General features: G+C 66.2%; 19 protein-coding genes. 13 read left to right on the top strand and 6 right to left on the bottom strand.

Features of this window, described 5'->3' with window-relative positions:
- Positions 1-12 precede the first annotated feature (12 nt).
- The 4 genes from pyrG to AC4BCK_RS07735 are packed head-to-tail and all read left to right on the top strand — an operon-like array spanning position 13 to position 3,985.
- Positions 13-1,782, top strand: a complete 1,770-nt coding sequence (pyrG, locus tag AC4BCK_RS07720) for a CTP synthase (RefSeq protein WP_217432310.1) — start codon at positions 13-15, stop codon at positions 1,780-1,782.
- Between the two features lie 24 nt (positions 1,783-1,806).
- A complete protein-coding gene (locus AC4BCK_RS07725; protein WP_104188803.1) occupies positions 1,807-2,469 on the top strand; it encodes an NUDIX domain-containing protein in 663 nt (220 codons plus the stop codon).
- Positions 2,469-3,503, top strand: a complete 1,035-nt coding sequence (gene xerD / locus AC4BCK_RS07730) for a site-specific tyrosine recombinase XerD (protein WP_490566807.1) — start codon at positions 2,469-2,471, stop codon at positions 3,501-3,503. Before AC4BCK_RS07725 ends, xerD begins: the two co-directional genes overlap by 1 nt.
- A gap of 2 nt (positions 3,504-3,505) precedes the next feature.
- The gene (locus AC4BCK_RS07735; protein ID WP_377087270.1) at positions 3,506-3,985 is read left to right on the top strand and encodes an 8-oxo-dGTP diphosphatase; all 480 of its coding nucleotides are present in this window, start codon (positions 3,506-3,508) and stop codon (positions 3,983-3,985) included.
- Between the two features lie 90 nt (positions 3,986-4,075).
- On the opposite strand, the gene AC4BCK_RS07740 is transcribed toward AC4BCK_RS07735, so the two are convergent.
- From AC4BCK_RS07740 to AC4BCK_RS07755, 4 genes are read right to left on the bottom strand one after another with little or no spacing between them, the layout of a single operon-like run.
- Positions 4,076-5,227, bottom strand: a complete 1,152-nt coding sequence (locus AC4BCK_RS07740) for a bifunctional 2-methylcitrate synthase/citrate synthase (RefSeq protein WP_174176913.1) — start codon at positions 5,225-5,227, stop codon at positions 4,076-4,078.
- Positions 5,228-5,286: 59 nt separating this feature from the next.
- Positions 5,287-6,192 (bottom strand): methylisocitrate lyase, encoded by a 906-nt coding sequence (gene prpB, locus AC4BCK_RS07745; protein WP_174176915.1) that lies wholly within the window; start codon positions 6,190-6,192, stop codon positions 5,287-5,289.
- Entirely contained in the window at positions 6,192-7,712 is a 1,521-nt protein-coding gene (locus tag AC4BCK_RS07750) for an MmgE/PrpD family protein (RefSeq protein ID WP_174176917.1), read from the bottom strand. Before AC4BCK_RS07750 ends, prpB begins: the two co-directional genes overlap by 1 nt.
- On the bottom strand, positions 7,705-8,364 hold the full coding sequence (locus AC4BCK_RS07755; protein ID WP_174176919.1) for a GntR family transcriptional regulator: 660 nt from the start codon (positions 8,362-8,364) through the stop codon (positions 7,705-7,707). The genes AC4BCK_RS07750 and AC4BCK_RS07755 overlap by 8 nt, the downstream gene beginning before the upstream one ends.
- A gap of 175 nt (positions 8,365-8,539) precedes the next feature.
- On the opposite strand from AC4BCK_RS07755, the gene AC4BCK_RS07760 reads away from it, so the two are divergent.
- On the top strand, positions 8,540-10,438 hold the full coding sequence (locus AC4BCK_RS07760) for an AMP-binding protein (RefSeq protein ID WP_490566902.1): 1,899 nt from the start codon (positions 8,540-8,542) through the stop codon (positions 10,436-10,438).
- 37 nt (positions 10,439-10,475) lie between these two features.
- Here AC4BCK_RS07760 and AC4BCK_RS07765 read toward each other — a convergent pair whose 3' ends face one another.
- Both AC4BCK_RS07765 and AC4BCK_RS07770 read right to left on the bottom strand, forming a co-directional pair.
- Entirely contained in the window at positions 10,476-11,189 is a 714-nt protein-coding gene (locus AC4BCK_RS07765) for a response regulator (RefSeq protein WP_174176921.1), read from the bottom strand.
- A complete protein-coding gene (locus AC4BCK_RS07770; RefSeq protein WP_363936394.1) occupies positions 11,186-12,820 on the bottom strand; it encodes a sensor histidine kinase in 1,635 nt (544 codons plus the stop codon). The genes AC4BCK_RS07765 and AC4BCK_RS07770 overlap by 4 nt, the downstream gene beginning before the upstream one ends.
- Positions 12,821-13,000: 180 nt before the next feature.
- On the opposite strand from AC4BCK_RS07770, the gene AC4BCK_RS07775 reads away from it, so the two are divergent.
- The 8 genes from AC4BCK_RS07775 (at position 13,001) to AC4BCK_RS07810 (ending at position 20,822) form a co-directional block, all read left to right on the top strand.
- A complete protein-coding gene (locus AC4BCK_RS07775; protein ID WP_251424660.1) occupies positions 13,001-14,356 on the top strand; it encodes a cation:dicarboxylate symporter family transporter in 1,356 nt (451 codons plus the stop codon).
- Between the two features lie 239 nt (positions 14,357-14,595).
- The gene (locus AC4BCK_RS07780; protein ID WP_104188770.1) at positions 14,596-15,495 is read left to right on the top strand and encodes a ParA family protein; all 900 of its coding nucleotides are present in this window, start codon (positions 14,596-14,598) and stop codon (positions 15,493-15,495) included.
- A gap of 7 nt (positions 15,496-15,502) precedes the next feature.
- Positions 15,503-16,315: a segregation and condensation protein A gene (locus tag AC4BCK_RS07785; protein ID WP_174176925.1), complete on the top strand. Its 813-nt coding sequence runs from the start codon at positions 15,503-15,505 to the stop codon at positions 16,313-16,315.
- On the top strand, positions 16,312-16,974 hold the full coding sequence (scpB, locus tag AC4BCK_RS07790; protein ID WP_174176927.1) for an SMC-Scp complex subunit ScpB: 663 nt from the start codon (positions 16,312-16,314) through the stop codon (positions 16,972-16,974). The genes AC4BCK_RS07785 and scpB overlap by 4 nt, the downstream gene beginning before the upstream one ends.
- 110 nt (positions 16,975-17,084) lie before the next feature.
- A complete protein-coding gene (locus tag AC4BCK_RS07795) occupies positions 17,085-18,284 on the top strand; it encodes a pseudouridine synthase (protein ID WP_174176929.1) in 1,200 nt (399 codons plus the stop codon).
- Between the two features lie 3 nt (positions 18,285-18,287).
- Complete coding sequence (locus AC4BCK_RS07800; protein ID WP_174176931.1) at positions 18,288-19,397, top strand: prephenate dehydrogenase; 1,110 nt, start codon at positions 18,288-18,290, stop codon at positions 19,395-19,397.
- On the top strand, positions 19,397-20,110 hold the full coding sequence (gene cmk / locus AC4BCK_RS07805; RefSeq protein ID WP_188813295.1) for a (d)CMP kinase: 714 nt from the start codon (positions 19,397-19,399) through the stop codon (positions 20,108-20,110). Before AC4BCK_RS07800 ends, cmk begins: the two co-directional genes overlap by 1 nt.
- 31 nt (positions 20,111-20,141) lie before the next feature.
- Complete coding sequence (locus tag AC4BCK_RS07810; protein ID WP_400586352.1) at positions 20,142-20,822, top strand: lysophospholipid acyltransferase family protein; 681 nt, start codon at positions 20,142-20,144, stop codon at positions 20,820-20,822.
- Positions 20,823-20,830: the final 8 nt, after the last annotated feature.

Consider the following 20,830-nt stretch of genomic DNA (forward strand, 5'->3'; position numbering starts at 1 on the left):
AAGGCTCAAATGATGATAGGCTCGAATTCCGTGGTGCAGCGATCAAATTCCCGTGTAAATTCCCGGTTCCCGGGCTCATCCAAGACGACCAAACACATCTTCGTAACCGGTGGTGTGGCGTCCTCGCTCGGTAAAGGACTGACGGCATCCAGCCTCGGTCACCTCCTGCGCGCACGCGGCCTGTCTGTGACCATGCAGAAGCTCGATCCGTACCTGAACGTGGATCCGGGCACCATGAACCCCTTCCAGCACGGCGAGGTCTTCGTCACCGACGACGGCGCCGAGACGGACCTGGATATCGGACACTACGAGCGCTTCCTGGACGAAAACCTGGAAGGTTCAGCGAATGTGACCACGGGGCAGGTGTACTCAACTGTCATCGCGAAGGAACGCCGCGGCGAGTACCTCGGCGACACCGTCCAGGTCATCCCGCACATCACCGATGAGATCAAGCGCCGCATGCGCCTGCCGGCCGAGGGCAAGAATGCCCCGGACGTTATCATCACCGAAATTGGCGGCACCGTGGGCGACATCGAATCCCAGCCGTTCCTCGAATCGGCCCGCCAGGTGCGCCAGGACATCGGCCGCACTAACGTGTTCTTCCTCCACGTCTCCCTGGTCCCCTACATCGGGCCGTCCCAGGAGCTGAAGACCAAGCCAACCCAGCACTCCGTGGCAGCCCTGCGGTCCATCGGTATCCAGCCTGAGGCGATCGTTATCCGCTCGGACCGCGAAGTGCCCGAAGCCATGCGGGAAAAGATCGGCCGGATGTGCGACGTCGATATCGATGCCGTGGTGAACGCCGCCGATGCCCCCAGCATCTACGACATCCCCAAGACCCTCCACACGCAGGGCCTGGACTCCTACATCGTGCGTGCCCTGGACCTGCCCTTCAAGGACGTGGACTGGACAAGCTGGGACAAGCTCCTCGAGGCCGTGCACAACCCCAAGCACGAGGTCGAGATCGCGCTGGTGGGCAAGTACATCGACCTTCCCGACGCCTACCTGTCGGTGACCGAGGCCCTGCGTGCCGGCGGCTTTGCCAACGACACCAAGGTCAAGATCCGCTGGGTTCCCTCGGACGAGTGCGAAACCCGCGAGGGCGCCGTCAAGGCGCTCGACGGCGTCGACGCCATCTGCGTTCCGGGCGGCTTCGGCATCCGCGGACTTGAAGGCAAGCTCGGCGCCCTGAAGTTCGCCCGCGAAACCAAGCTGCCGGTCCTGGGACTCTGCCTGGGCCTGCAGTGCATGGTCATCGAATACGCCCGCAACGTGGTGGGGCTCGAAGGTGCCTCGTCCAGCGAATTCGAGCCCGACTCCAAGTACCCGGTCATTGCCACCATGGAAGAGCAGCTGGAGTTCGTCGAAGGCCGCGGCGACCTCGGCGGCACCATGCGCCTGGGCCTCTACGAAGCAAAGCTCGACCCCGGATCCGTCATCGCTGAGACGTACGGCAAGACCACCGTCAGCGAACGCCACCGCCACCGCTACGAGGTCAACAACAAGTACCGCGACCAGATCGCAGCCGAAGGCCTGGTGTTCTCCGGCACGTCCCCGGACGGCAAGCTCGTTGAATTCGTCGAACTGCCTGCGGACGTCCACCCGTACTATGTGGCCACCCAGGCTCACCCCGAGCTGAGCTCACGCCCCACCCGGCCGCACCCGCTGTTCGCCGGCCTGGTCAAGGCAGCCCTGAAGCACCAGGGGGGCCCCGACACGGCCGCCACCGCGGATGCCGGCGCTGCCGACGCCCTGCAGTCCGGTACGGTAGCCGCTAAGTAGTTCCAACAGAAAAAGGACGGCGCGATGCCCGGTACACCTGAAGCCACCCCTGCTGCGAAGCAGGTTTCGGATGCACCGAGCCCGCGCCGTCTTTTGTCTACCGAGAAGGTCTACGAAGGCCGGATCTGGGACGTGGTCAGCGACAGCTTCCAGCTGCAGGAAACCGGAGAGGCACTTACCCGCGACTACATCGACCACCCCGGCGCGGTGGCCGTCCTGCCCATGAACGCCGCCGGGGAGATCCTCCTCCTCAGGCAGTACCGCCATCCGGTGGGCATGGATCTTTGGGAGATCCCCGCCGGCCTGCTGGACGTTGAGGGTGAGGACTTCGTGGTGGGGGCCGCCCGGGAACTGGCCGAGGAAGCGGACCTCGCCGCGGGTACCTGGAACGTCCTGGCGGATTTCTTCAATTCCCCGGGCTCCTCCAGCGAGGCCATCAGGATCTACCTGGCCCGGGACCTGGCAGACATACCCCATCACGAACGCCACGAGCGGACGGATGAGGAAGCCGAGATCGAGTTCCACTGGATCAGCCTGGACGACGCCGTGGACTCCGTCCTGGCCGGCCGGCTCCACAACCCGTCCGCCGTCGTCGGAATCCTGGCCGCCGCTGCCGCACGCGCCGGAGGGTACCAGGGGCTTCGGCCGGCCGATGCACCCTGGCCGGCGCACCCCAGCCAGCGCTGATGGTTCCCCCTCCCTCCACCGAATTGGCCTCCGCAGACCCGGTCCCCGCCGAGGCAGCCCGTGCAGAGCCGGCCAGGGATGCCGCCCCGCCCGCCCCGCCCACGGCCATCGACCGCGGCATCACCGACTACCTGCAGCACATGGGAGTGGAGCGCGGCCTGGCGGCCAACACCCTCTCCGCCTACCGGCGGGACCTCACCCGCTATGCCCGCTACCTCTCGGCGGCGGGCTGCGCGCGCCCGGAGGACATCACCCGCCACCACGTCACGGGATACGTCCGGGCACTGGCTGACGGGTCCGACGGCGGTTCCACCCTGGGCGTCAGGTCCGCCGCCAGGACCGTGGTGGCCGTCCGCGGACTCCACAAGTTCTGGGCTTTGGAAGGCTTCACGCCCACGGACCCCGCCAGCGAAGTCCACCCGCCCATGCCCGGGAAGCGGCTGCCGAAAGCCATCAGCGTGGATGAAGTCACACGGATCCTCGAAGCGGCGGGAACGGACACAGCAACAGGGCTGCGCGACCGCGCCCTCCTTGAGTTCCTGTACTCCACCGGAGCAAGGATCAGCGAGGCCGTGGGCCTGGACGTTGACGACATCTCCCTGGATGCTGAGGCGTCCGGCCCGGCCATCGTGCGGCTCTTCGGCAAGGGTTCCAAGGAACGGCTCGTGCCCCTCGGCTCCTACGGTGCCAGGGCCATGGAAGCGTATCTGGTGCGGGGCCGTCCGCTGCTGGCAGCCAAGGGAAAAGGCACCCCGGCGCTGTTCCTGAACGCCCGCGGCGGCCGGATCAGCCGGCAGAGCGCCTGGACCATCCTGAAGGCGGCGGCCGAAAAGGCGAACATCACCAAGGACGTTTCCCCCCACACCCTCCGGCACTCCTTTGCCACCCACCTGCTCGAAGGCGGCGCGGACGTCCGCGTGGTCCAGGAGCTGCTGGGCCACGCCTCGGTGACCACCACGCAGGTGTACACCCTGGTCACTGCCGAAACCCTGCGGGAGATCTACGCCGCCGCGCATCCCCGGGCGCTGGGCTGAGCATGGCTGCTGCAGTTGCCCTGTGCTTCCTGCTCCGCGACGTTGACGGCGTATCCCAGGTGCTGCTGGGGCTGAAGAAAACAGGGTTTGGGCGCGGAAAGATCGTGGGCATCGGCGGCCACGTGGAACCGGGCGAGAGCGACGCGGAGGCAGCGATCCGCGAGGTGCGGGAGGAAGCGGACGTCGGGCTCCGCCACGAGGACCTTCGGGACGCCGGAGTCATCCGGTTCGTGTTCCCTGCCAAGCCGGAATGGGACATGCGCACGAGGCTGTTCACAGCGGTGCGCTGGGACGGCGAGCCCACCGAAAGCCTTGAGATCGCCCCGGCCTGGTTTGAGACCGCAGCCCTGCCCGTTGAGCGGATGTGGCAGGATGCCGACCACTGGCTGCCGGTAGTGCTGGAAGGCGGGAAGGTCAATATCGTTGTGACCATGGACTACGACAACGAGGCCGTCGCCTCCTCCGAGAGCCTCCTCTTCTGAAAACTTCGGGAAAACGACGGCGGCCGGGCCCGCAAGGTGACCTGGCCGCCGTCGCGCCTTCCGGCTGGGGCGCCCTGCCCCGCACCAGCCTTAGGACAGGTGCCGCTCCTCCGGGCCGACGTATTCGCTCAGCGGACGGATCAGCGAGTTGGAGTCCAGCTGCTCCATGATGTGCGCCGTCCAGCCCGTGATCCGGCTGGCGACGAACAGGGGAGTGAACGTCTCGGTGTCAAAGCCCATGAGGTGGTAGGTGGGCCCCGCCGGATAGTCGAGGTTGGGCTTGATGGCCTTGGCCTCGTCCATGGCAGTCTCGAGGCCCTGGTACAGGCCCAGGAGTTCAGGCCGGCCGTAGTGCGCGATCATCTTGTCCAGGGCCGCCTTCATGGTGGGCACCCGGGAATCGCCGTGCTTGTACACCCGGTGTCCGAACCCCATCACCTTCTTCTTGTGGGCCAGGGCGTCCTCCATCCAGGCTTTGGCGCGCGCTGCCGCTTCTTCCAGCGATTCCTCCGGCCGGATGCCGATCTCATCGAAGGTGTGCATGACGGCCTCGTTCGCGCCGCCATGCAGCGGGCCTTTCAGGGCCCCGATGGCGCCCGTGACCGCTGAATGCAGGTCCGAGAGCGTGGAGGTGATGACCCGTGCCGTGAAGGTCGAGGCGTTAAAGCTGTGTTCGGCGTAAAGGATCATGGAAACGTTGAAGGCCTCCACCACTTCCGGCACCTGTTCCTCACCGAAGGCCATCCATAGGAAGTTGGCCGAGTAGCCCAGGTCGTCCCGGGGCGCTACCGGTTCAACGGGGCGTCCCGCCGCGTGCCGCCGGCGCTGGTCGTAGGCCACCACGGCCGGCATCGCTGCGAACAGGTCCACGGCCTTTGCCATGTTGGCTTCCCGCGACGAATCACCGGTCAGCGGATGCCTGGCACCCATCACAGAGGCTGCCGTCCGGCAGACATCCATGGGGTGGGCGCTGGTGGGCAGGGCATCGACTACCTGCTTGACCACTGGGTCCAAAGCCCGCCCGGCCCGCTCCCGCGCTGTGAATTCGGCCAGCTGGTCCGCGGTGGGCAGCTCCCCGTTCCAGAGCAGGTACGCGACTTCCTCAAAGCTGCACCGCGCCGCGAGCTCCTGGACCGGGTAGCCACGGTACAGCAGCGAGTTGGTGTCCGGGTTGACCTTCGAGACGGACGTGTAGTCCACTACGACGCCGGCGAGACCTTTTTTGATGTCCTGTTCAGCCATGCTGAAACTCCCTTGTTCCTGTCGCCTTTCGGATGCCGGCCGCGGCCGGCGGTGGTCCTTTAGTGCTTTCCGGGGACCTGGAAATTGAAGACCCCGGTGTCAAAACGGTTGTAGGCCTCGTAGTCCACGAGGTCGTACAGCCGCGCCCGGGTCAGCATGCTGCCGACCTGTGCCTCCTGCGTTCCCTCAGCCTTGATCGAGTCCAGCGTACGCTCAGCAGCGCCCATGGCACTACGGAGCAGGGTGACCGGATAAATCACCATGTTCACGCCCACAGCTGCCAGCTGGTCCACCGTGAAGAGGTCGCTCTTTCCAAACTCCGTCATGTTGGCCAGGATGGGCACGTCCACGGCATCGCGGATGGCCTGGAACTCGTCCAGGGTGGCCATGGCTTCCGGGAAAACAGCGTCTGCGCCGGCGTCCACGAGTGCTTTTGCCCGGTCCTGTGCCGCCGCCAGTCCATCCGTGGCGCGGATGTCGGTGCGGGCCATGATCAGGAAGTTGGGGTCGCGGCGGGCGTCCGCAGCAGCGCGGATGCGTTTGGTGGCGGTGTCCAGGTCCACGACGTTCTTGCCGTCGAGGTGGCCGCAGCGCTTGGGGTTGAACTGGTCTTCGATGTGCAGTCCGGCGAGGCCGGCGTTCTCGAGTTCCTGCACGGTGCGGGCAACGTTCATTGGTTCGCCGAAGCCGGTGTCCGCATCCACGATGGCGGGCAGGTCCGTCATGCGGGCGATCTGTCCTGCGCGGGTGGCCACTTCGGTGAGGGTGGTCAGTCCGATGTCCGGCAGGCCGAGGTCGTTGGCCAGCACTGCACCGGAGATATAAACCCCGGCGAAGCCCTTCTCCTCGATCAGCCGGGCGGAAAGGGGGTTGAACGCGCCGGGGAACTGCTGGATGGTTCCGGAGGCCAGGAGCTCCCGGAACCGGATCCGCTTCTGCTCCGGCGTGGTCCTGGAATACAGCATCAGAACAGTCCCTTGGGTGCGGCGGCGAAGTCGATAACGCCGGGGGCAGCGGTGATGTTCAGCTGGTCCAGCTCACCGGCGGAAAGTTCCGGCAGCCGCTCGGCGGCGGCCAGGAACCGTTCAATCTCGGCTTCCTCCACCAGCCCCGCGGCGAGGGTGCGGAACTTGTTGACGTACTGGTCCCGTCCGAACGGCCTGGCGCCCAGCGGGTGGGCATCAGCCACGGCAATGTCGTCCTTGATGACCGATCCGTCCGTCAGGGTGATCTCAACGGAACCGCCGAAGGCCTTCTCTGCAATGTTGAGGGAGTGGTAGCGGCGGGTCCACTCAGGGTCTTCCTCGGTGCTGACCTTCTGCCACAGGTCCACCGTGTCCGGCCGTCCGGCACGTTCGGGGGAGTAGGAGTCCACGTGGTGCCAGGCGCCATCCTGCAGGGCCACCGTGAAGATGTAGGGGATGGAGTGGTCCAGCGTCTCCCGGCTGGCCTTGGGATCGTACTTCTGCGGATCGTTGGCGCCGGAGCCGATGACGTAGTGCGTGTGGTGGCTCGTCCTGATCAGGACGGACTTCACGTTGGCCGGGTCCGTGGCTTCGGGATGTTCACGGTTCAGTTTCCGGGCCAGGTCAATCCAGGCCTGCGCCTGGTACTCGGCGGAGTGTTCCTTGGTGTAGGTGTCCAGGATGGCGCGCTTTGCTTCCCCGGCCTCCGGCAGCGGCACCATGTAGGAGGCATCCGGGCCGTCCAGCATCCAGGCGATGACGCCGTCTTCACCTTCGTAGATGGGCACCGGAGAGGTCTGTCCGCGCATGGCCCGGTCTGCGGCCTCGACGGCCATCTTTCCGGCGAACGCCGGGGCGTGCGCCTTCCAGGTGGAGATCTCGCCCTTGCGGGACTGCCTGGTTGCCGTGGTGGTGTGCAGGGCCTGGCCGACGGACTGAAAAATGGTCTCGACGTCGAGACCCAGGAGTGTGCCGATGCCTGCGGCTGCCGACGGGCCAAGGTGCGCCACGTGGTCGATCTTGTGCTTGTGCAGGCAGATTGCCTTGACCAGGTTCACCTGGATTTCGTACCCGGTGGTGATGCCGCGGATGAGGTCCTGTCCGCTGGCACCGGTGTGCTGGGCAACGGCAAGGATGGGCGGGATGTTGTCGCCCGGATGCGAGTAGTCGGCGGCCAGGAACGTGTCGTGGTAATCCAGTTCCCGCACGGCAACCCCGTTGGCCCACGCCGCCCATTCCGGTGACACGCGCTCGCCGATGCCGAAAACCTTGGCGCCCTGGCCACCGGTGCTGGGGCCGTGCGCCAGGGCCTGGGCGCGGGCAGCCACAATCGGCCCGCGGTTCAGGGAGGCGATGGCCACCGAGGCGTTGTCGATGACACGGTTGACCACCATGTCGGCCACCTCGGGCGTTACCGCGACGGGGTCGGTGGCAACCTTGGCGATCTTGTAGGCGAGCTGTTCCTCGCGGGGCAGGTTTTCCTCGCTCCTGTAAACCCGGACGTGGTGTTCCTTAACCATGGTGCTCCTTGTGGTGGGGTGTATGCGTGTTCTTGACGTGCGTAAGGCTTCGGTGCAGGTGGAGGATGGTGGCGGCTTCGGCCAGCCGGGGGTTGCGGGCGGCGATCGCTTCGGCGATGGCTGCGTGCTCTGCTGCTGCGGCCGTGAGCCGCTGCGCATCGTCGGCTGCCAGGCGGCGTACGCGCACCAGGTGCACCCGCAGGCCGCGCATGGCCTGCGCCAGGTAGGAGTTGGAGACGGCGGCATCGATGGCGGCGTCGAGGCGTCCGGCCAGATCGTAGTAGGCATGCCTGCCGGGGTCGCTGCCGTCAATGAGGGCGGGGGCTTCGAGGAGCTCCTTGTGGAGCTGGAGGAAAACACCGGGATCACCGCGTTCGGCTGCCAGCGCCGCGGCTTTGCTTTCGAGGGTTTCGCGGAGCTCGAAGAGTTCGTCGATGTCATCGAGCGAAACGTCGGTGACGACGACGCCGCGGCTGCCGGCCGTCGTCGTCAGCCCTTCGGCGGTGAGCCGGCTCAGCGCCTCCCGCAGTGGAGTGCGCGAGACACCAAGCCGTTCGGACTGTTCCACCTCAGCAAGCACCGTGCCCGGCAGGAGGCGCCACTCGGTGATGTCTTCGCGGAGGGCGGCGTAGGCCCGGTCACTGGCGCGCATCGTTGCCTCCTTCGGTCTTGGACTCCTCCCAGTGTATACATGGGGCTCCAATTTGCCAATGAACGGCAGCTAAAACGTGGAATAGCCACATTCATGTATACAAAAACCCTTGTTTCGCCGTCGGGCTCCCGGCTAACATGGCGTCTACACAACGTCGTGGATGGGAAGCACTTTCATGGTCACCAGCAGCTATCGGCAAACGTACGAAGAAAGCCTTGGTAATCCCGGGGAGTTTTGGCTCAATGCAGCCGCAAAGGTTTCCTGGTCGGCGCCGCCCCGGCACGCGCTGGACGCAAGCCGGGCCCCGCTCTACACCTGGTTTCCGGACGGGGTCCTCAACACCTCCTACAACGCCCTGGACCGCCACGTGGAGGCCGGCCGGGGTGACCAGGACGCACTCATCTACGATTCGGCCATGCTCGGCACCCGCCGGCGCTTCAGCTATGCGGAACTCACCGGGCTGGTGGCACGCTTTGCCGGTGCCCTCCGCCGCCGCGGGGTGGGCAAGGGGGACCGCGTCGTGATCTACATGCCGATGATTCCCGAGGCAGCCATCGCCATGCTGGCAACAGCGCGCCTCGGAGCCGTCCACTCAGTGGTCTTCGGAGGGTTTGCCCCGAAAGAACTCGCGGCGCGCATCCGCGACGCCGCCCCCGCCGTAGTGGTCACCGCCTCCGGGGGAATCGAGCCCACCCGCCGCATTGAATACCTCCCCGCCGTCGAGGAAGCCCTCCACCTGGCGGGAGTGCCGGACCTCCCCGTCATCGTCCGGGCCCGGGAGGGCTTCGCAGCCACAGCGGCGGACCATGGCTGGCAGGACTGGGACTCGGAAATGGCCGCTGCGGAACCTGCCGCACCCGTGGACGTCGCGGCCACCGATCCGCTGTACATCCTCTACACCTCAGGCACCACCGGGACGCCCAAAGGCGTGGTGCGGGACAACGGGGGCCACGCCGTCGCTCTCACCTGGACCATGGAAAACATCTACGGCGCTGGTCCGGGGGACGTCATGTGGACCGCGTCCGATGTCGGCTGGGTGGTAGGGCACTCCTACATCGTCTACGGCCCGCTGCTTGCCGGTGCCACCACGGTCCTCTACGAGGGCAAACCGGTTGGAACGCCTGATGCCGGGGCGTTTTGGCGCGTGATCCGGGAGCACGGAGTCAACGTCCTCTTCACCGCTCCCACGGCGCTGCGGGCCATCCGGAAGGCCGACCCCGAGGCGGCCCTGCTGCGGGACTATGACATGTCCAGCCTGCGCACGCTCTTCACGGCGGGGGAGCGGCTGGACACGGACACCTTCCACTGGGCCTCCCGGTCGGTTGGCGTTCCTGTGGTGGACCACTGGTGGCAGACAGAGACGGGCTGGGCCATCTGCGCCAATCCCCGCGGCCTGGAAGAACTGCCCATCAAGGCAGGTTCGCCCAGCGTCCCCATGCCGGGATTCAGGCTCAACATCGTGGACGGCCTTGGCGTGGAAGCGGCACCCGGCACGGAAGGCAACATCGTGCTCGGGCTTCCACTGCCGCCCGGGACCCTGGCCACGCTCTGGGGCAACGACGAACGGTACATCTCCTCCTACCTGCAGGCTTTCGAGGGGTTCTACGCCACCGGGGATTCCGGCTACCGGGACGCGGACGGCTACGTGTTCGTGATGGGGCGGACGGACGACATCATCAATGTCGCGGGGCACCGGCTGTCCACCGGCGCCATGGAGCAGGTGATCGGACAGCATCCGGCCGTTGCCGAATGCGCGGTGATCGGCCTGGCTGATCCGCTGAAGGGCCAGCGCCCCAGCGGCTACGTTGTGCTCAAGTCCGGGGTGGAGGTGTCCGAGGACGTCCTGGCCAAGGACCTGGTGGCGATGGTCCGCCGGGACATCGGCGCTGTTGCGGACTTCAAGCACGTGACGGTTGTTGATGCCCTGCCCAAGACCCGGTCCGGGAAGATCCTCCGCAAGACGATGCGCCAGATTGCCGACGGCGAGGAGTACACGGTGCCGTCCACGATCGAAGACGCCGGGGTGATTGACCAGCTGATCGGGAGCCTCCGTCCCGGCGGGAGCGGAGACTAGCAGCGGACGGAGCCAGTGGCCCGAGTCAGCGGCCGGGTCAGCGCCCGCTCCAGCGGTACTCGTTTTCCGGCCGGCCCGGTGTTCCGTAGCGGGCAGTCCTGGAGACCGTGCCGGCGTCCGCCAGATACTCGAGGTAACGGCGTGCGGTGACGCGGGACATGCCGAGTGCGTCCATGACTTCCGTGGCGGATACGGCGTCGCTCTGTTGCCTGACGAACTCCTGCACCGAGCCCAGCGTGGAAGCGGAGAGGCCCTTGGGCAGGGGAAGTTCCGACGGCGCCCGCAGGCTTGCGAAGGCCTGGTCCACTTCGCTTTGGGACGCTCCGGCCTTTCCGGAGCCGGCGTTCGGGCCTGCGAGCTGCTGCCGGAACTGCCGGTAGCTTTCCAGCTTGTCGGCGAACGTGGCGAACGTAAACGGCTTGATCAGGTACTGAACCACGCCAATGGCCACGGCGCTCCGCACGATCGCCAGCTCCCGGACCGCTGTGATGGCGATGATGTCCGCGAGGATGCCGGCCGCACGCATCCGCCTGGCGATATCCAGGCCGTGGAGGTCCGGCAGGTTCATGTCCAGGAGGACGAGTTCCACCGGGTTGCCCGCCGCCGAGAGCTCACCGAGCAGCCGAAGGGCGGACTGGCCGTCCGGCGCGCTTCCGGCCAGCTCAAAACCCGGCAGCCGCCCGATGTAGGCTGCGTGTGCCGCCGACGCGATGGCCTCGTCCTCAACGACGAGGACCCGGATGTTGCTCACGGTGTGTGCTCCTTTTGCGGGGACGCTGCTGCGGGAAGGAATACTTCGAATTTCGCTCCGCGCCGTCCGTTAATGGTCAGGGTACCGCCCAGCCGCTGCACTGCCTGCCGGACCAGGGCCAGCCCGATGCCCCGGCCGCCGGGCCCGGAAGGCTTGGTACTGAAGCCGTGGCGGAAGATGCTGTCCGCGGCCTGCGCGTCCAGGGCGGCGCCGGAATCGTGGACGGCGATGTCCAGCCCCTCCTCATCCGACTCCACTGTCAGCTCCACCCGCCGGGGCGGGGGAGCGTCCGCAGCCGCATCGATGGCGTTATCCAGCAGGTTTCCCAGGATAGTCACCAGGTCCTGCACAGCCACTCCCGCCACCGTACCGGAACCCAGCGTGGCAACATCGAGCTGGACCCCGCGTTCGTGGGCTTCAGCCACCTTGCCCATCACCAGCGCACCCAGGACAGGTTCATCAACGGAGCTGACCATGTCATCCGTCAGCTGCTGGCTGAGTTCCAGGTCCCGGGTGGCGAAGTCCAGTGCTTCCTGCGTCCGGCCCAGCTCCAGGAGCGAGACCATGGTGTGGAGCCTGTTGGCGTGTTCATGGGTCTGGGCGCGGAGGGCACCGGAGAGGGTCCGCATGGTTTCGAGTTCGTTGCCCAGGGCCTCAATTTCGGTACGGTCCCGCAGCGTGGCCACCGTACCGTACACGGGCGTCCTGCCCCGGGTTCCCGGGGAATCGGGCGCCCTGGCCGGCCCCTGGTTGACCACCAGCACCCGGGAACCGGTAAGGATGATCTCGTCATTGGCCGGCCGGCCGGACTCGAAGAGGTCCCGGAGCTCCTCCTCGAGCGGCAGCTCCGCCAGCGACGGCGGCCTGGTGGGGTCCTTGCTCCCGGCACCTTCGAGGCCCAGCAGTTCTGCCGCCTGGTCGTTGTACATCACCACCCGGCCCTTCGTGTCAATCAGGATCAGGCCTTCGCGCACCGAGTGCAGGACGGATTCGTAGTAGGCGAACAGCTGCGAGAGCTGCTCAGGACCCCAGCCCCGGGTCACCCGGCGAAGGTACCGGCCCAGAAGCCAGGACGCCAGTGAACCGCCCACCAGCAGGGCAAGGCCAATCGACAGCAGGGCGGGCAGGCGTCCTGCGAACGCAACATCCACCGTGCGGACCGTGACGCCCACCGCCACCAGCGCCTTTACCTCACCCGCTTCATCCTTGACCGGGACAATGGTCCGCACTGACGGGCCCAGTGTCCCCGCCGTCACTTCGGTGAGCTGCCCACCCTGCAGTGCAGCGTCGATGGAGCCGATATACGGCCGGCCGATTTCCTCGTCCCGCGGATGGGTCCACCGGGTGCGGTCCGGCGCCATGATGGTGACGAAGTCGACGTCGGCCCCTGCCATGACGTCCCTGGCGTAGGGCTGCAGCGTCGTGGTCGGGTCCGGGCTTGAGGCCGCCTCAAGCACCAGCGGGCTGGCCGCGATGGCAGCGGCGATCCCCGCCATCCGCTGGCCGGCCTCGTCGTAGGTGCGGTCACGGGCATCAACAAAGGTGGCCGAACCGACGACGGCGAGAAACACCACCACAATCAGCAGGTTCGCCACGAAGAGCCGGCGGGCGATACTCCAGGGGTGGATCACGTGTGCCTCCCGCGCCGTTCCGGACGCCATCCGTAGAAACCATGTGCGCCGCGACCAATATGAACGCAACGGTGAGCTGGGTCACGGCGTGCCCAATGATGGATATCACACCGGAGGACGCGTTGAGCCCAGAGAATGTGCCGCAGCGTCTATCAGATTATCCATATAAGGAGACACATCATGGCTTCTCAACGAGGAGAGTCGCTTGACACCGTGAAGACGCGGCGCAAGGGCATCGACAAATCGCATTACCTCTACATTGCCGTCATCGCCGCCGTTATCCTCGGTGCCGTGGTGGGCCTGATGTTCCCCGAGGTCGGCAAGTCCCTGAAGCCGCTGGGTGACGGGTTCATCAAGCTGATCAAGATGATGATTGCGCCCATCATCTTCTGCACCATCGTCCTGGGTATCGGCTCCATCGCAAAGGCCGCCACGGTGGGCAAGGTTGGTGGCCTGGCGCTGGGATACTTCGTGCTCATGTCCACCTTCGCGCTCGCCATCGGCCTGGTTGTTGGCAACCTGATCCACCCGGGCGAGGGCCTGAAGCTGGCGCCGTACGATCCCTCCAAGAAGGCCGAAGTCGACAGCACCGTCGCCTTCCTCCTCGGGATCATCCCGGGAGACATTCCGGTCCTTCCGACGCTCTTCGCCGCACTCCTCGTAGGTTTCGCCCTGCAGAAGATGGGCCCGCAGGGTGCCCCGGTACTCAAGGCCATCGGCCATGGCCAGGCCGTCGTGTTCCGCATCCTCATCATGATCATGTGGCTTGCCCCGGTGGGCGCATTCGGTGCCATCGCCGCCGTCGTGGGAGCCACCGGCTTCCAGGCCATCGTCAGCATGTTCACCCTGATGGCCGCCTTCTACATCACCTGCGCACTGTTCATCGTCATCATCCTGGGCGGTCTGCTGAAGGTTGTGTCCGGGGTCAACATCTTCAAGCTCATGAAGTACCTGGGCCGTGAATACCTGCTGATCTTCTCCACGTCCTCTTCCGAAGCTGCCCTGCCCCGCCTGATCGCAAAGATGGAGCACCTCGGCGTCTCCAAGCCTGTGGTTGGCGTCACGGTACCCACCGGCTACTCGTTCAACCTGGACGGCACCGCCATCTACCTGACCATGGCGTCACTCTTCGTAGCCAACGCCATGGGAACGCCGCTGGACCTGGGAGCCCAGATCTCCCTGCTGGTCTTCATGATCATCGCCTCCAAGGGTGCCGCCGGTGTCACCGGCGCCGGCCTCGCCACACTGGCTGCAGGCCTGCAGGCACATAAGCCTGAACTCCTGGGCGGCGTGGGCATGATCGTGGGCATCGACCGGTTCATGTCCGAAGCCCGCGCCTTGACCAACTTCACCGGCAACGCCGTAGCCACCGTCCTGATTGGCACGTGGGTCAAGGAGATCGACGGCGGCCAGGTCAACAGCGTCCTCTCCGGCGAACTGCCCTTCGACGAGCAGACCATGATCGCCGGCCACACCGGCCACGCCGAACCGGCAGCCACGGATACCGACGCGCCCCGCGTTCCGGCCGCCGTCTAGGCACCGCGCCACGCGCATACAGTATCAACGCAGCAGCCCCCGCAGCCCCGGCCGCGGGGGCTGCTGCGTGCCCCGTCAGAACCAACCTTCGACCTCAGCTAGAGGGTCAAGGCTCAACATGGGGGGAAAGTCAAGTTCCGCCGAATACCGTGTCGGTCGCTGTAACCTTGGGAAGAAGAAGGAACGGCGCTGGCACCCAGCGGCAGGAAATCACCGTCATCGAAAGTGTGGATAGATACGTGAGCAGCGAACAGGGTTCGGCAACTCTGGAGGGCACGGAATTTGACCTGGACAACGCGGTGATGGGCCCCACGGGACGCCCATACCGGGAGTTCCCGGAACCGGCACCGCTGTCCTCCCACGGTCCGGCGCGTGTGATCGCCATGGTGAACCAAAAGGGCGGCGTCGGCAAGACCACCTCCACCATCAACCTCGCGGCAGCTTTGGCGGAGTACGGGCGCCGGGTGCTCCTGGTCGATTTCGATCCCCAGGGTGCGCTGTCGGCAGGCCTCGGCGTGAACCCCCACGAGCTGGACCTTACGGTCTACAACGTGCTGATGGACCGCAAGGTCAACATCCGTGACGCCATCCACCAGACCGGCGTCGAGAACGTCGACCTGCTGCCGGCCAACATCGACCTCTCCGCTGCCGAAGTCCAGCTCGTCAATGAAGTGGCACGCGAGCAGGTCCTGGACCGGGCCCTGAAGAAGGTGGAGGACGATTACGACGTCGTCCTCATCGACTGCCAGCCCTCGCTGGGCCTGCTGACCGTCAACGCCCTCACCGCGGCGCACGGCGTGATCATCCCGCTGATCTGCGAGTTCTTCGCCCTCCGTGCGGTGGCCCTGCTGGTGGAAACCATCGACAAGGTGCAGGACCGCCTCAACCCGCGCCTGCAGGTGGACGGGGTGCTCGCCACAATGTATGACGCCCGGACCCTCCACAGCCGTGAAGTCATCACCCGGCTGGTGGAAGCCTTCGGGGACAAGGTCTTCGAGACCGTCATCAAGCGTTCCATCAAGTTCGCGGACGCCACGGTGGCCGCGGAGCCGATCACCAGCTACGCCGGCAACCACATCGGTGCGGACGCCTACCGGCGCCTGGCCAAAGAACTGATTTCGCGCGGCGGCGCACCCTAGCCAGGACGTGGCCGAATCCAAGCCCGGCTTTGAGGTGCGGCTGGCCAACTTCACGGGTCCCTTCGACCTCCTGCTGGGACTGATCGCCAAGCACCAGCTGGACATTACCGAGGTGGCCCTCGCCACGGTGACGGACGAATTCATCAAGTACATCCGCAACCTGCAGAAACTGGGCGGGGAATGGGCACTGGATGAAGCCAGCGAGTTCCTGGTGATTGCCGCGACGCTCCTGGACATCAAGGCTGCCAGGCTCCTTCCTGCCGGCGAGGTGGAAGACGACGAGGACATGGCGCTGCTTGAGGCCAGGGACCTCCTCTTCGCCCGGCTCCTGCAGTACAAGGCCTTCAAACATGTGGCCGGCCTCCTGGGTGAATCACTGCACCAGGAAGCCATGCGCTTTCCCCGCCAGGTTGCCCTGGAGGAGCATTTCGCGGCGATGCTCCCGGAACTCGTGTGGAAGCACACCCCGGAACAGTTTGCCGCGCTGGCGGAAACTGCGCTGCGGCCCAAGGCGCCGAAACCCACCGAAGTGGGGCTGGCCCATCTCCACGGCGGCAACGTCAGCGTCAAGGAGCAGGCCGAAATCATAGGGCTGCGGCTCCAGCGGGAATCGCCGCTCACCTTCCGGGCCATGATCGCCGACGCCGAATCCACCCTTGTGGTGGTTGCGAGGTTCCTGGCGCTGCTGGAGCTGTTCCGGGACAAAGCGGTGTCCTTCGACCAGCTGTCGCCGCTGGCGGACCTTGCCGTCCACTGGACCGCCGGCGGCCGGCAGTGGTCCGCAGACAACCTAAGTGAAGAGTTCGAGGAGCAGCTGTGACCAGGGAAGCACCGGAAGCCACGCAACCGGGGGAGGAGGACCTCGAAAACCTCCCGGGCGGGGCCAAAGCTGCCGTTGAGGCTGTGCTGATGGTCATCGACCAGCCGGCCACGGAAGAGGAACTGGCCGCCGGCCTTGGCCTGACCGTTGAAAAGGTGAGCGGGCTGCTGGCTGAACTGCAGCGCGAGTATAGCGGCTATACTGTTAAAGCCCCGGATATGGATCAAGCCAGCCACGCTGGTTTCGGCTCCAGCCCCCGGGGTTTTGAATTGCGGAACATCGCCGGTGGCTGGCGGATCTACTCCCGCACGGACTTCGCCGACATTGTGGGCAAGTATGTGCTGGAGGGCCAGACAGCCAGGCTTACCCAGGCAGCCCTGGAAACGCTCGCGGTCATCGCGTACCGTCAGCCCGTCTCCAGGGCCAGGGTTTCCGCAATTCGGGGCGTCAATGTTGACTCTGTGGTGCGGACACTCGCCCAGCGCGGGTTGATCGAGGATTCGGGAACGGATCCGGAATCCGGGGCCATGCTGTACCGGACCACATCGTATTTCCTGGAACGGATGGGCATCGGTTCTGTGGCCGAGCTGCCGCAGTTGTCTCCTCATCTTCCGGGCCTGGACGGCATCGCGGAGTACTACGACGCCGAAGGGATCTAGGCAGTTTCGAGCTGCCTGGGCAAGGATATTTATCAGGGCAGATTATTTCTGCACGGCTGGTTAGGGTTGTCTCTGGACACCTTTCCGGCCAAACAATTGAAGGACGGGTCATGACACAGGCGGGACGCCAGGGTTCACCACGTAACAGCTCGGGACGCAACAATCCCCAGCGCAACACCTCCCAGGGTGGCAAGTCAGCGGGCGCGTTCCGCGGCGGTGCCCCGAAGCGGGGCGGCGGGTTCGGCAGCGACCGCCCGCAGCGCGCACCCAAGCCGCGCGAGGAACGCTTCATCGATCCGGATCTGGCGTCGGACGGCCCCCAGCAGGGCCGTGGCGCCGCAGATCCGAAGGCCGCCAGGCCTTCCTCTCGGAAGCCTGCAGCGCGCAAGCCCGGAGCCAAGAAGGCGCCGGGCACTCCAGGCGCCCTCAAGCCGAAGCCGCGCACCGGGGCACCCGGTGCCGCAGCCTCCCGTGCGTTCGGCAGCGAACGCTTCGGCCAGAACCTGGGGCCAGTGCGCAGGCCGTCACGGAAGAAGGGCCCGCGCGGCGACGTTCCCCAGTCGGAACTGCACGACGCCGACGGCGTGCGCCTGCAGAAGGTCATGGCCTCGGCCGGCGTCGCCTCGCGCCGCGTCTGCGAGGAGATGATTGCCGAGGGCCGGGTGGAAGTGGACGGACAGGTCGTCACCGAGCTCGGTGTCCGGGTTGATCCCAAGACTTCCGTCATCCACGTGGACGGCCTGCGCATCCAGCTGGATGAGAACCTCGTCTACATGGTCTTCAACAAGCCGAAGGGCGTTGTCTCCACCATGGAGGACCCCGAGGGCCGGCCCTGCATCAGCGATTTCCTCAAGAGCAACAAGAACACCGGCGAACGTCTCTTCCACGTGGGGCGCCTCGACGTCGCCACCGAGGGGCTGCTCCTGCTGACGAACGACGGCGAGCTGGCCAACCGCCTGACGCACCCTTCCTACGAAGTGCCCAAGACGTACCTGGTACAGGTCCGCGGTCCCTTCCCCCAGGGTATTGGCGCGCAGCTCAAGGAAGGCGTGGAACTGGAGGACGGCTTTGCCTCCGTCGACTCCTTCCGGCTGGTTGACTCAACCCCCGGCCACGTGCTGATCGAAGTTGTGCTGCACTCGGGCAAGAACCGTATTGTCCGCCGCCTCTTCGACGCCGTCGGCTTCCCGGTGCTTCGGCTGGTGCGCGTCAAGGTGGGCCCCATCGGCCTGGGCGACCAGCGCCAGGGCAGCATCCGCAACCTCGGCAAGCAGGAAGTCGGGCATCTGCTGGCATCCGTAGGGCTCTGAGGCATGTCCGCCTTCCACAGCCAGGGCCGCGGGCACCTGGATGGTCCGGTGGTGGTCCTCGGGACCGGCCTGCTCGGTGCCAGCATTGGCCTGGGCCTGCGCGGACGGGGCGTTCCGGTGTTCCTGTCCGACCCCTCGCCCACGAACCAGGCGGTGGCCGTGGACATCGGCGCAGGCCGGCCGCTGCCGGAACTGGGCAGCGCTGTCCCGCAGCTGGTGGTGGTTGCTGCGCCGCCGGACGTTACGGCCGACGTCGTGGAAAACGCCCTCTCGGATTTTCCCCGCTCAGTTGTGGTGGATATAGCCAGCGTCAAGGCGGGCATCCTGGAAAGCCTGCGGCGCCGCGGCGTCGACCTCTCCCGGTACGTGGGCACCCACCCCATGGCCGGGCGGGAAAAGTCAGGCCCCGTGGCTGCCCGGGGCGAGCTGTTCACCTCGATGCCGTGGGTGGTGTGCCCCTCAGAGGAAACCTCTGGCGCCGCCCTGCAGGCCGCCCGTTCCCTGGCCTCGGACCTGGGCGCAGTTGTATCCCAGTTCACGGCGGATGAGCATGACGAAGCCGTTGCCCTGGTATCCCACCTGCCCCAGGTCATGTCCTCGCTGCTGGCGAGCCGGCTCCAGGGCACGCCGCTGCATGCCCTGTCCCTGGCCGGCAACGGACTCCGGGACGTCACGCGGATAGCGGCGAGCGACCCGTCCTTGTGGGTCCAGATCCTCGGCGGCAACGCTGCGAAAGTCGTGGAAATCCTCTACGGCGTCCGGGATGACCTGAACCGCCTGATCGGAACGCTCGAGGACCCCACGGCTCCGGGCGCACGGCTGGACCTCGCGCAGCTCATGAGTGAAGGCAACGCCGGCCAGGCACGTATTCCGGGCAAGCATGGGGGGCCGCCGCAGGCGTACTCCTGGCTGACCGTCCTGGTAGACGACAAACCCGGGCAGATCGCACGGCTCCTCACGGAAATCGGCGAGATCGGCGTCAACCTGGAGGACCTCCGCCTGGACCACTCGTCAGGGCAAAACGTAGGTATGGTGGAAATCTCCGTGTTGCCGAACAAGCATGACCACCTGATCGAAGCACTCAACGACCGCGGATGGCGGGTACTCCAGTAATGACACAGGAACTTCTCGATACCATGCCTGCGCTGCGCATCGGCCGGCCGCTGGTGGTGGCCATTGACGGCCCGTCCGGGTCCGGCAAATCCAGCGTCAGCAAGGAAGTGGCCCGCAGGCTCAGGCTTGCGTACCTGGACACGGGCGCGATGTACCGGGCCCTCACCTGGTTCTGCGTCAACGAGGGCATCGACCTCGACGACGCCGCAGCAGTGGAGCAGGCCGCACGCGACCTGGTCCTGGAACTGAGCACCAGCCCGCTGGAGGAGTACGTGCGGGTGGACGGTGTTGACGTCACCGACGCCATCCGCGAGCCTGCCATTTCCTCTGCCGTCAGCGCCGTGGCCACCACCCTGGGGGCCCGGACTGAGCTTATCCGCCGGCAGCGGGAACTGATCGAAAAGCACCACCGCCGCATGGTGGTGGAAGGCAGGGACATCACCACCGTCGTCGCGCCCGGAGCGGAAGTGCGGATGCTGCTTACCGCCAGTGAGGAGGCGCGGCTGCGCCGGCGTGGAATCCAGCTTGGCGGCACCCAGAACGCCGAGCAGCTGGCGGCGCAGGTGACCCACCGCGATGCCAAGGACTCCTCCGTCGTGAACTTCACCAAAGCCGCCTCCGGCGTCGTGACGCTGGATTCGTCGGACCTCGACTTCGACCAGACGGTGGCCGCTGCCCTGGTGATCGTCACAAAGGTCCTCAACCGTGACTGACCGCAGGCCCGGCGTTCCCTCCGGACTGACCATGGCGTGGAGCAGGCCGGTGGGCTGGGTCCTCGACCACGTGGTGTACCGGACCACTGTCAAGGGCAGGGAGAATGTGCCCACCGGCGGACCCGTGATCTTCGCGGGCAACCACATCAGCTTCCTGGACGGGCCGGTCATGTTCGGCGCGTCACCTCGCCCCATGCACATCCTGGTCAAACAGGAGATGTTCAAGGGCTTCCTCGGCCAGGTGCTGACCGCTTCGGGCCAGCTGCCGGTGGACAGGCGCGGCGACCGGACCGCGCTGCAGCGGTGCAAGGAAGTGCTCGACGCCGGCCGGTGCGTCGGCATCCTTCCCGAAGGAACCAGGGGGAGCGGGGCAGCGGCGGACATCAACGGCGGCGTCGCCTGGCTCGCGCTGAACTCCGGAGCCCCGGTGGTCCCCGTGGCCATCCTGGGCACCCGCACGGATGCGGAGCACCTCGATTCCGTGCCCCGGCCGGGCAGGCGCTTCCACGTCAGCTTCGGAAATGCCCTCACCCTTGCCCGCCGGGCAGGGGAAAGCGGGCGTGCTTCAATGGACAGGGCGGCGCTGGAAATCCGCGCCGCGCTGGCAGGGCACGTCCAGGACTCCATTCAACTCAGCGGGCAGCCACTGCCTTTCGCAGATGCCCGCCAAGACTTAACAGCAGTAGCCGGGACGCCGGCAGATGACCACTAAGGACAGTG

The sequence above is a fragment of the Pseudarthrobacter sp. As-47 genome (assembly GCF_058215595.1).

What these genes read in the sequence shown, in the direction of transcription:
- AC4BCK_RS07795 (WP_174176929.1), top strand. Translation starts at nt 17,085, where the DNA reads ATGACACAGGCGGGACGCCAGGGTTCACCACGTAACAGCTCGGGACGC.
- AC4BCK_RS07775 (WP_251424660.1), top strand. Translation starts at nt 13,001, where the DNA reads ATGGCTTCTCAACGAGGAGAGTCGCTTGACACCGTGAAGACGCGGCGC.
- AC4BCK_RS07750 (WP_174176917.1), bottom strand. Translation starts at nt 7,712, where the DNA reads ATGGTTAAGGAACACCACGTCCGGGTTTACAGGAGCGAGGAAAACCTG.
- xerD (WP_490566807.1), top strand. Translation starts at nt 2,469, where the DNA reads ATGGTTCCCCCTCCCTCCACCGAATTGGCCTCCGCAGACCCGGTCCCC.
- AC4BCK_RS07760 (WP_490566902.1), top strand. Translation starts at nt 8,540, where the DNA reads ATGGTCACCAGCAGCTATCGGCAAACGTACGAAGAAAGCCTTGGTAAT.
- AC4BCK_RS07735 (WP_377087270.1), top strand. Translation starts at nt 3,506, where the DNA reads ATGGCTGCTGCAGTTGCCCTGTGCTTCCTGCTCCGCGACGTTGACGGC.
- cmk (WP_188813295.1), top strand. Translation starts at nt 19,397, where the DNA reads ATGACACAGGAACTTCTCGATACCATGCCTGCGCTGCGCATCGGCCGG.
- AC4BCK_RS07810 (WP_400586352.1), top strand. Translation starts at nt 20,142, where the DNA reads ATGGCGTGGAGCAGGCCGGTGGGCTGGGTCCTCGACCACGTGGTGTAC.
- pyrG (WP_217432310.1), top strand. Translation starts at nt 13, where the DNA reads ATGATAGGCTCGAATTCCGTGGTGCAGCGATCAAATTCCCGTGTAAAT.
- AC4BCK_RS07755 (WP_174176919.1), bottom strand. Translation starts at nt 8,364, where the DNA reads ATGCGCGCCAGTGACCGGGCCTACGCCGCCCTCCGCGAAGACATCACC.
- prpB (WP_174176915.1), bottom strand. Translation starts at nt 6,192, where the DNA reads ATGCTGTATTCCAGGACCACGCCGGAGCAGAAGCGGATCCGGTTCCGG.
- AC4BCK_RS07800 (WP_174176931.1), top strand. Translation starts at nt 18,288, where the DNA reads ATGTCCGCCTTCCACAGCCAGGGCCGCGGGCACCTGGATGGTCCGGTG.
- AC4BCK_RS07725 (WP_104188803.1), top strand. Translation starts at nt 1,807, where the DNA reads ATGCCCGGTACACCTGAAGCCACCCCTGCTGCGAAGCAGGTTTCGGAT.
- AC4BCK_RS07740 (WP_174176913.1), bottom strand. Translation starts at nt 5,227, where the DNA reads ATGGCTGAACAGGACATCAAAAAAGGTCTCGCCGGCGTCGTAGTGGAC.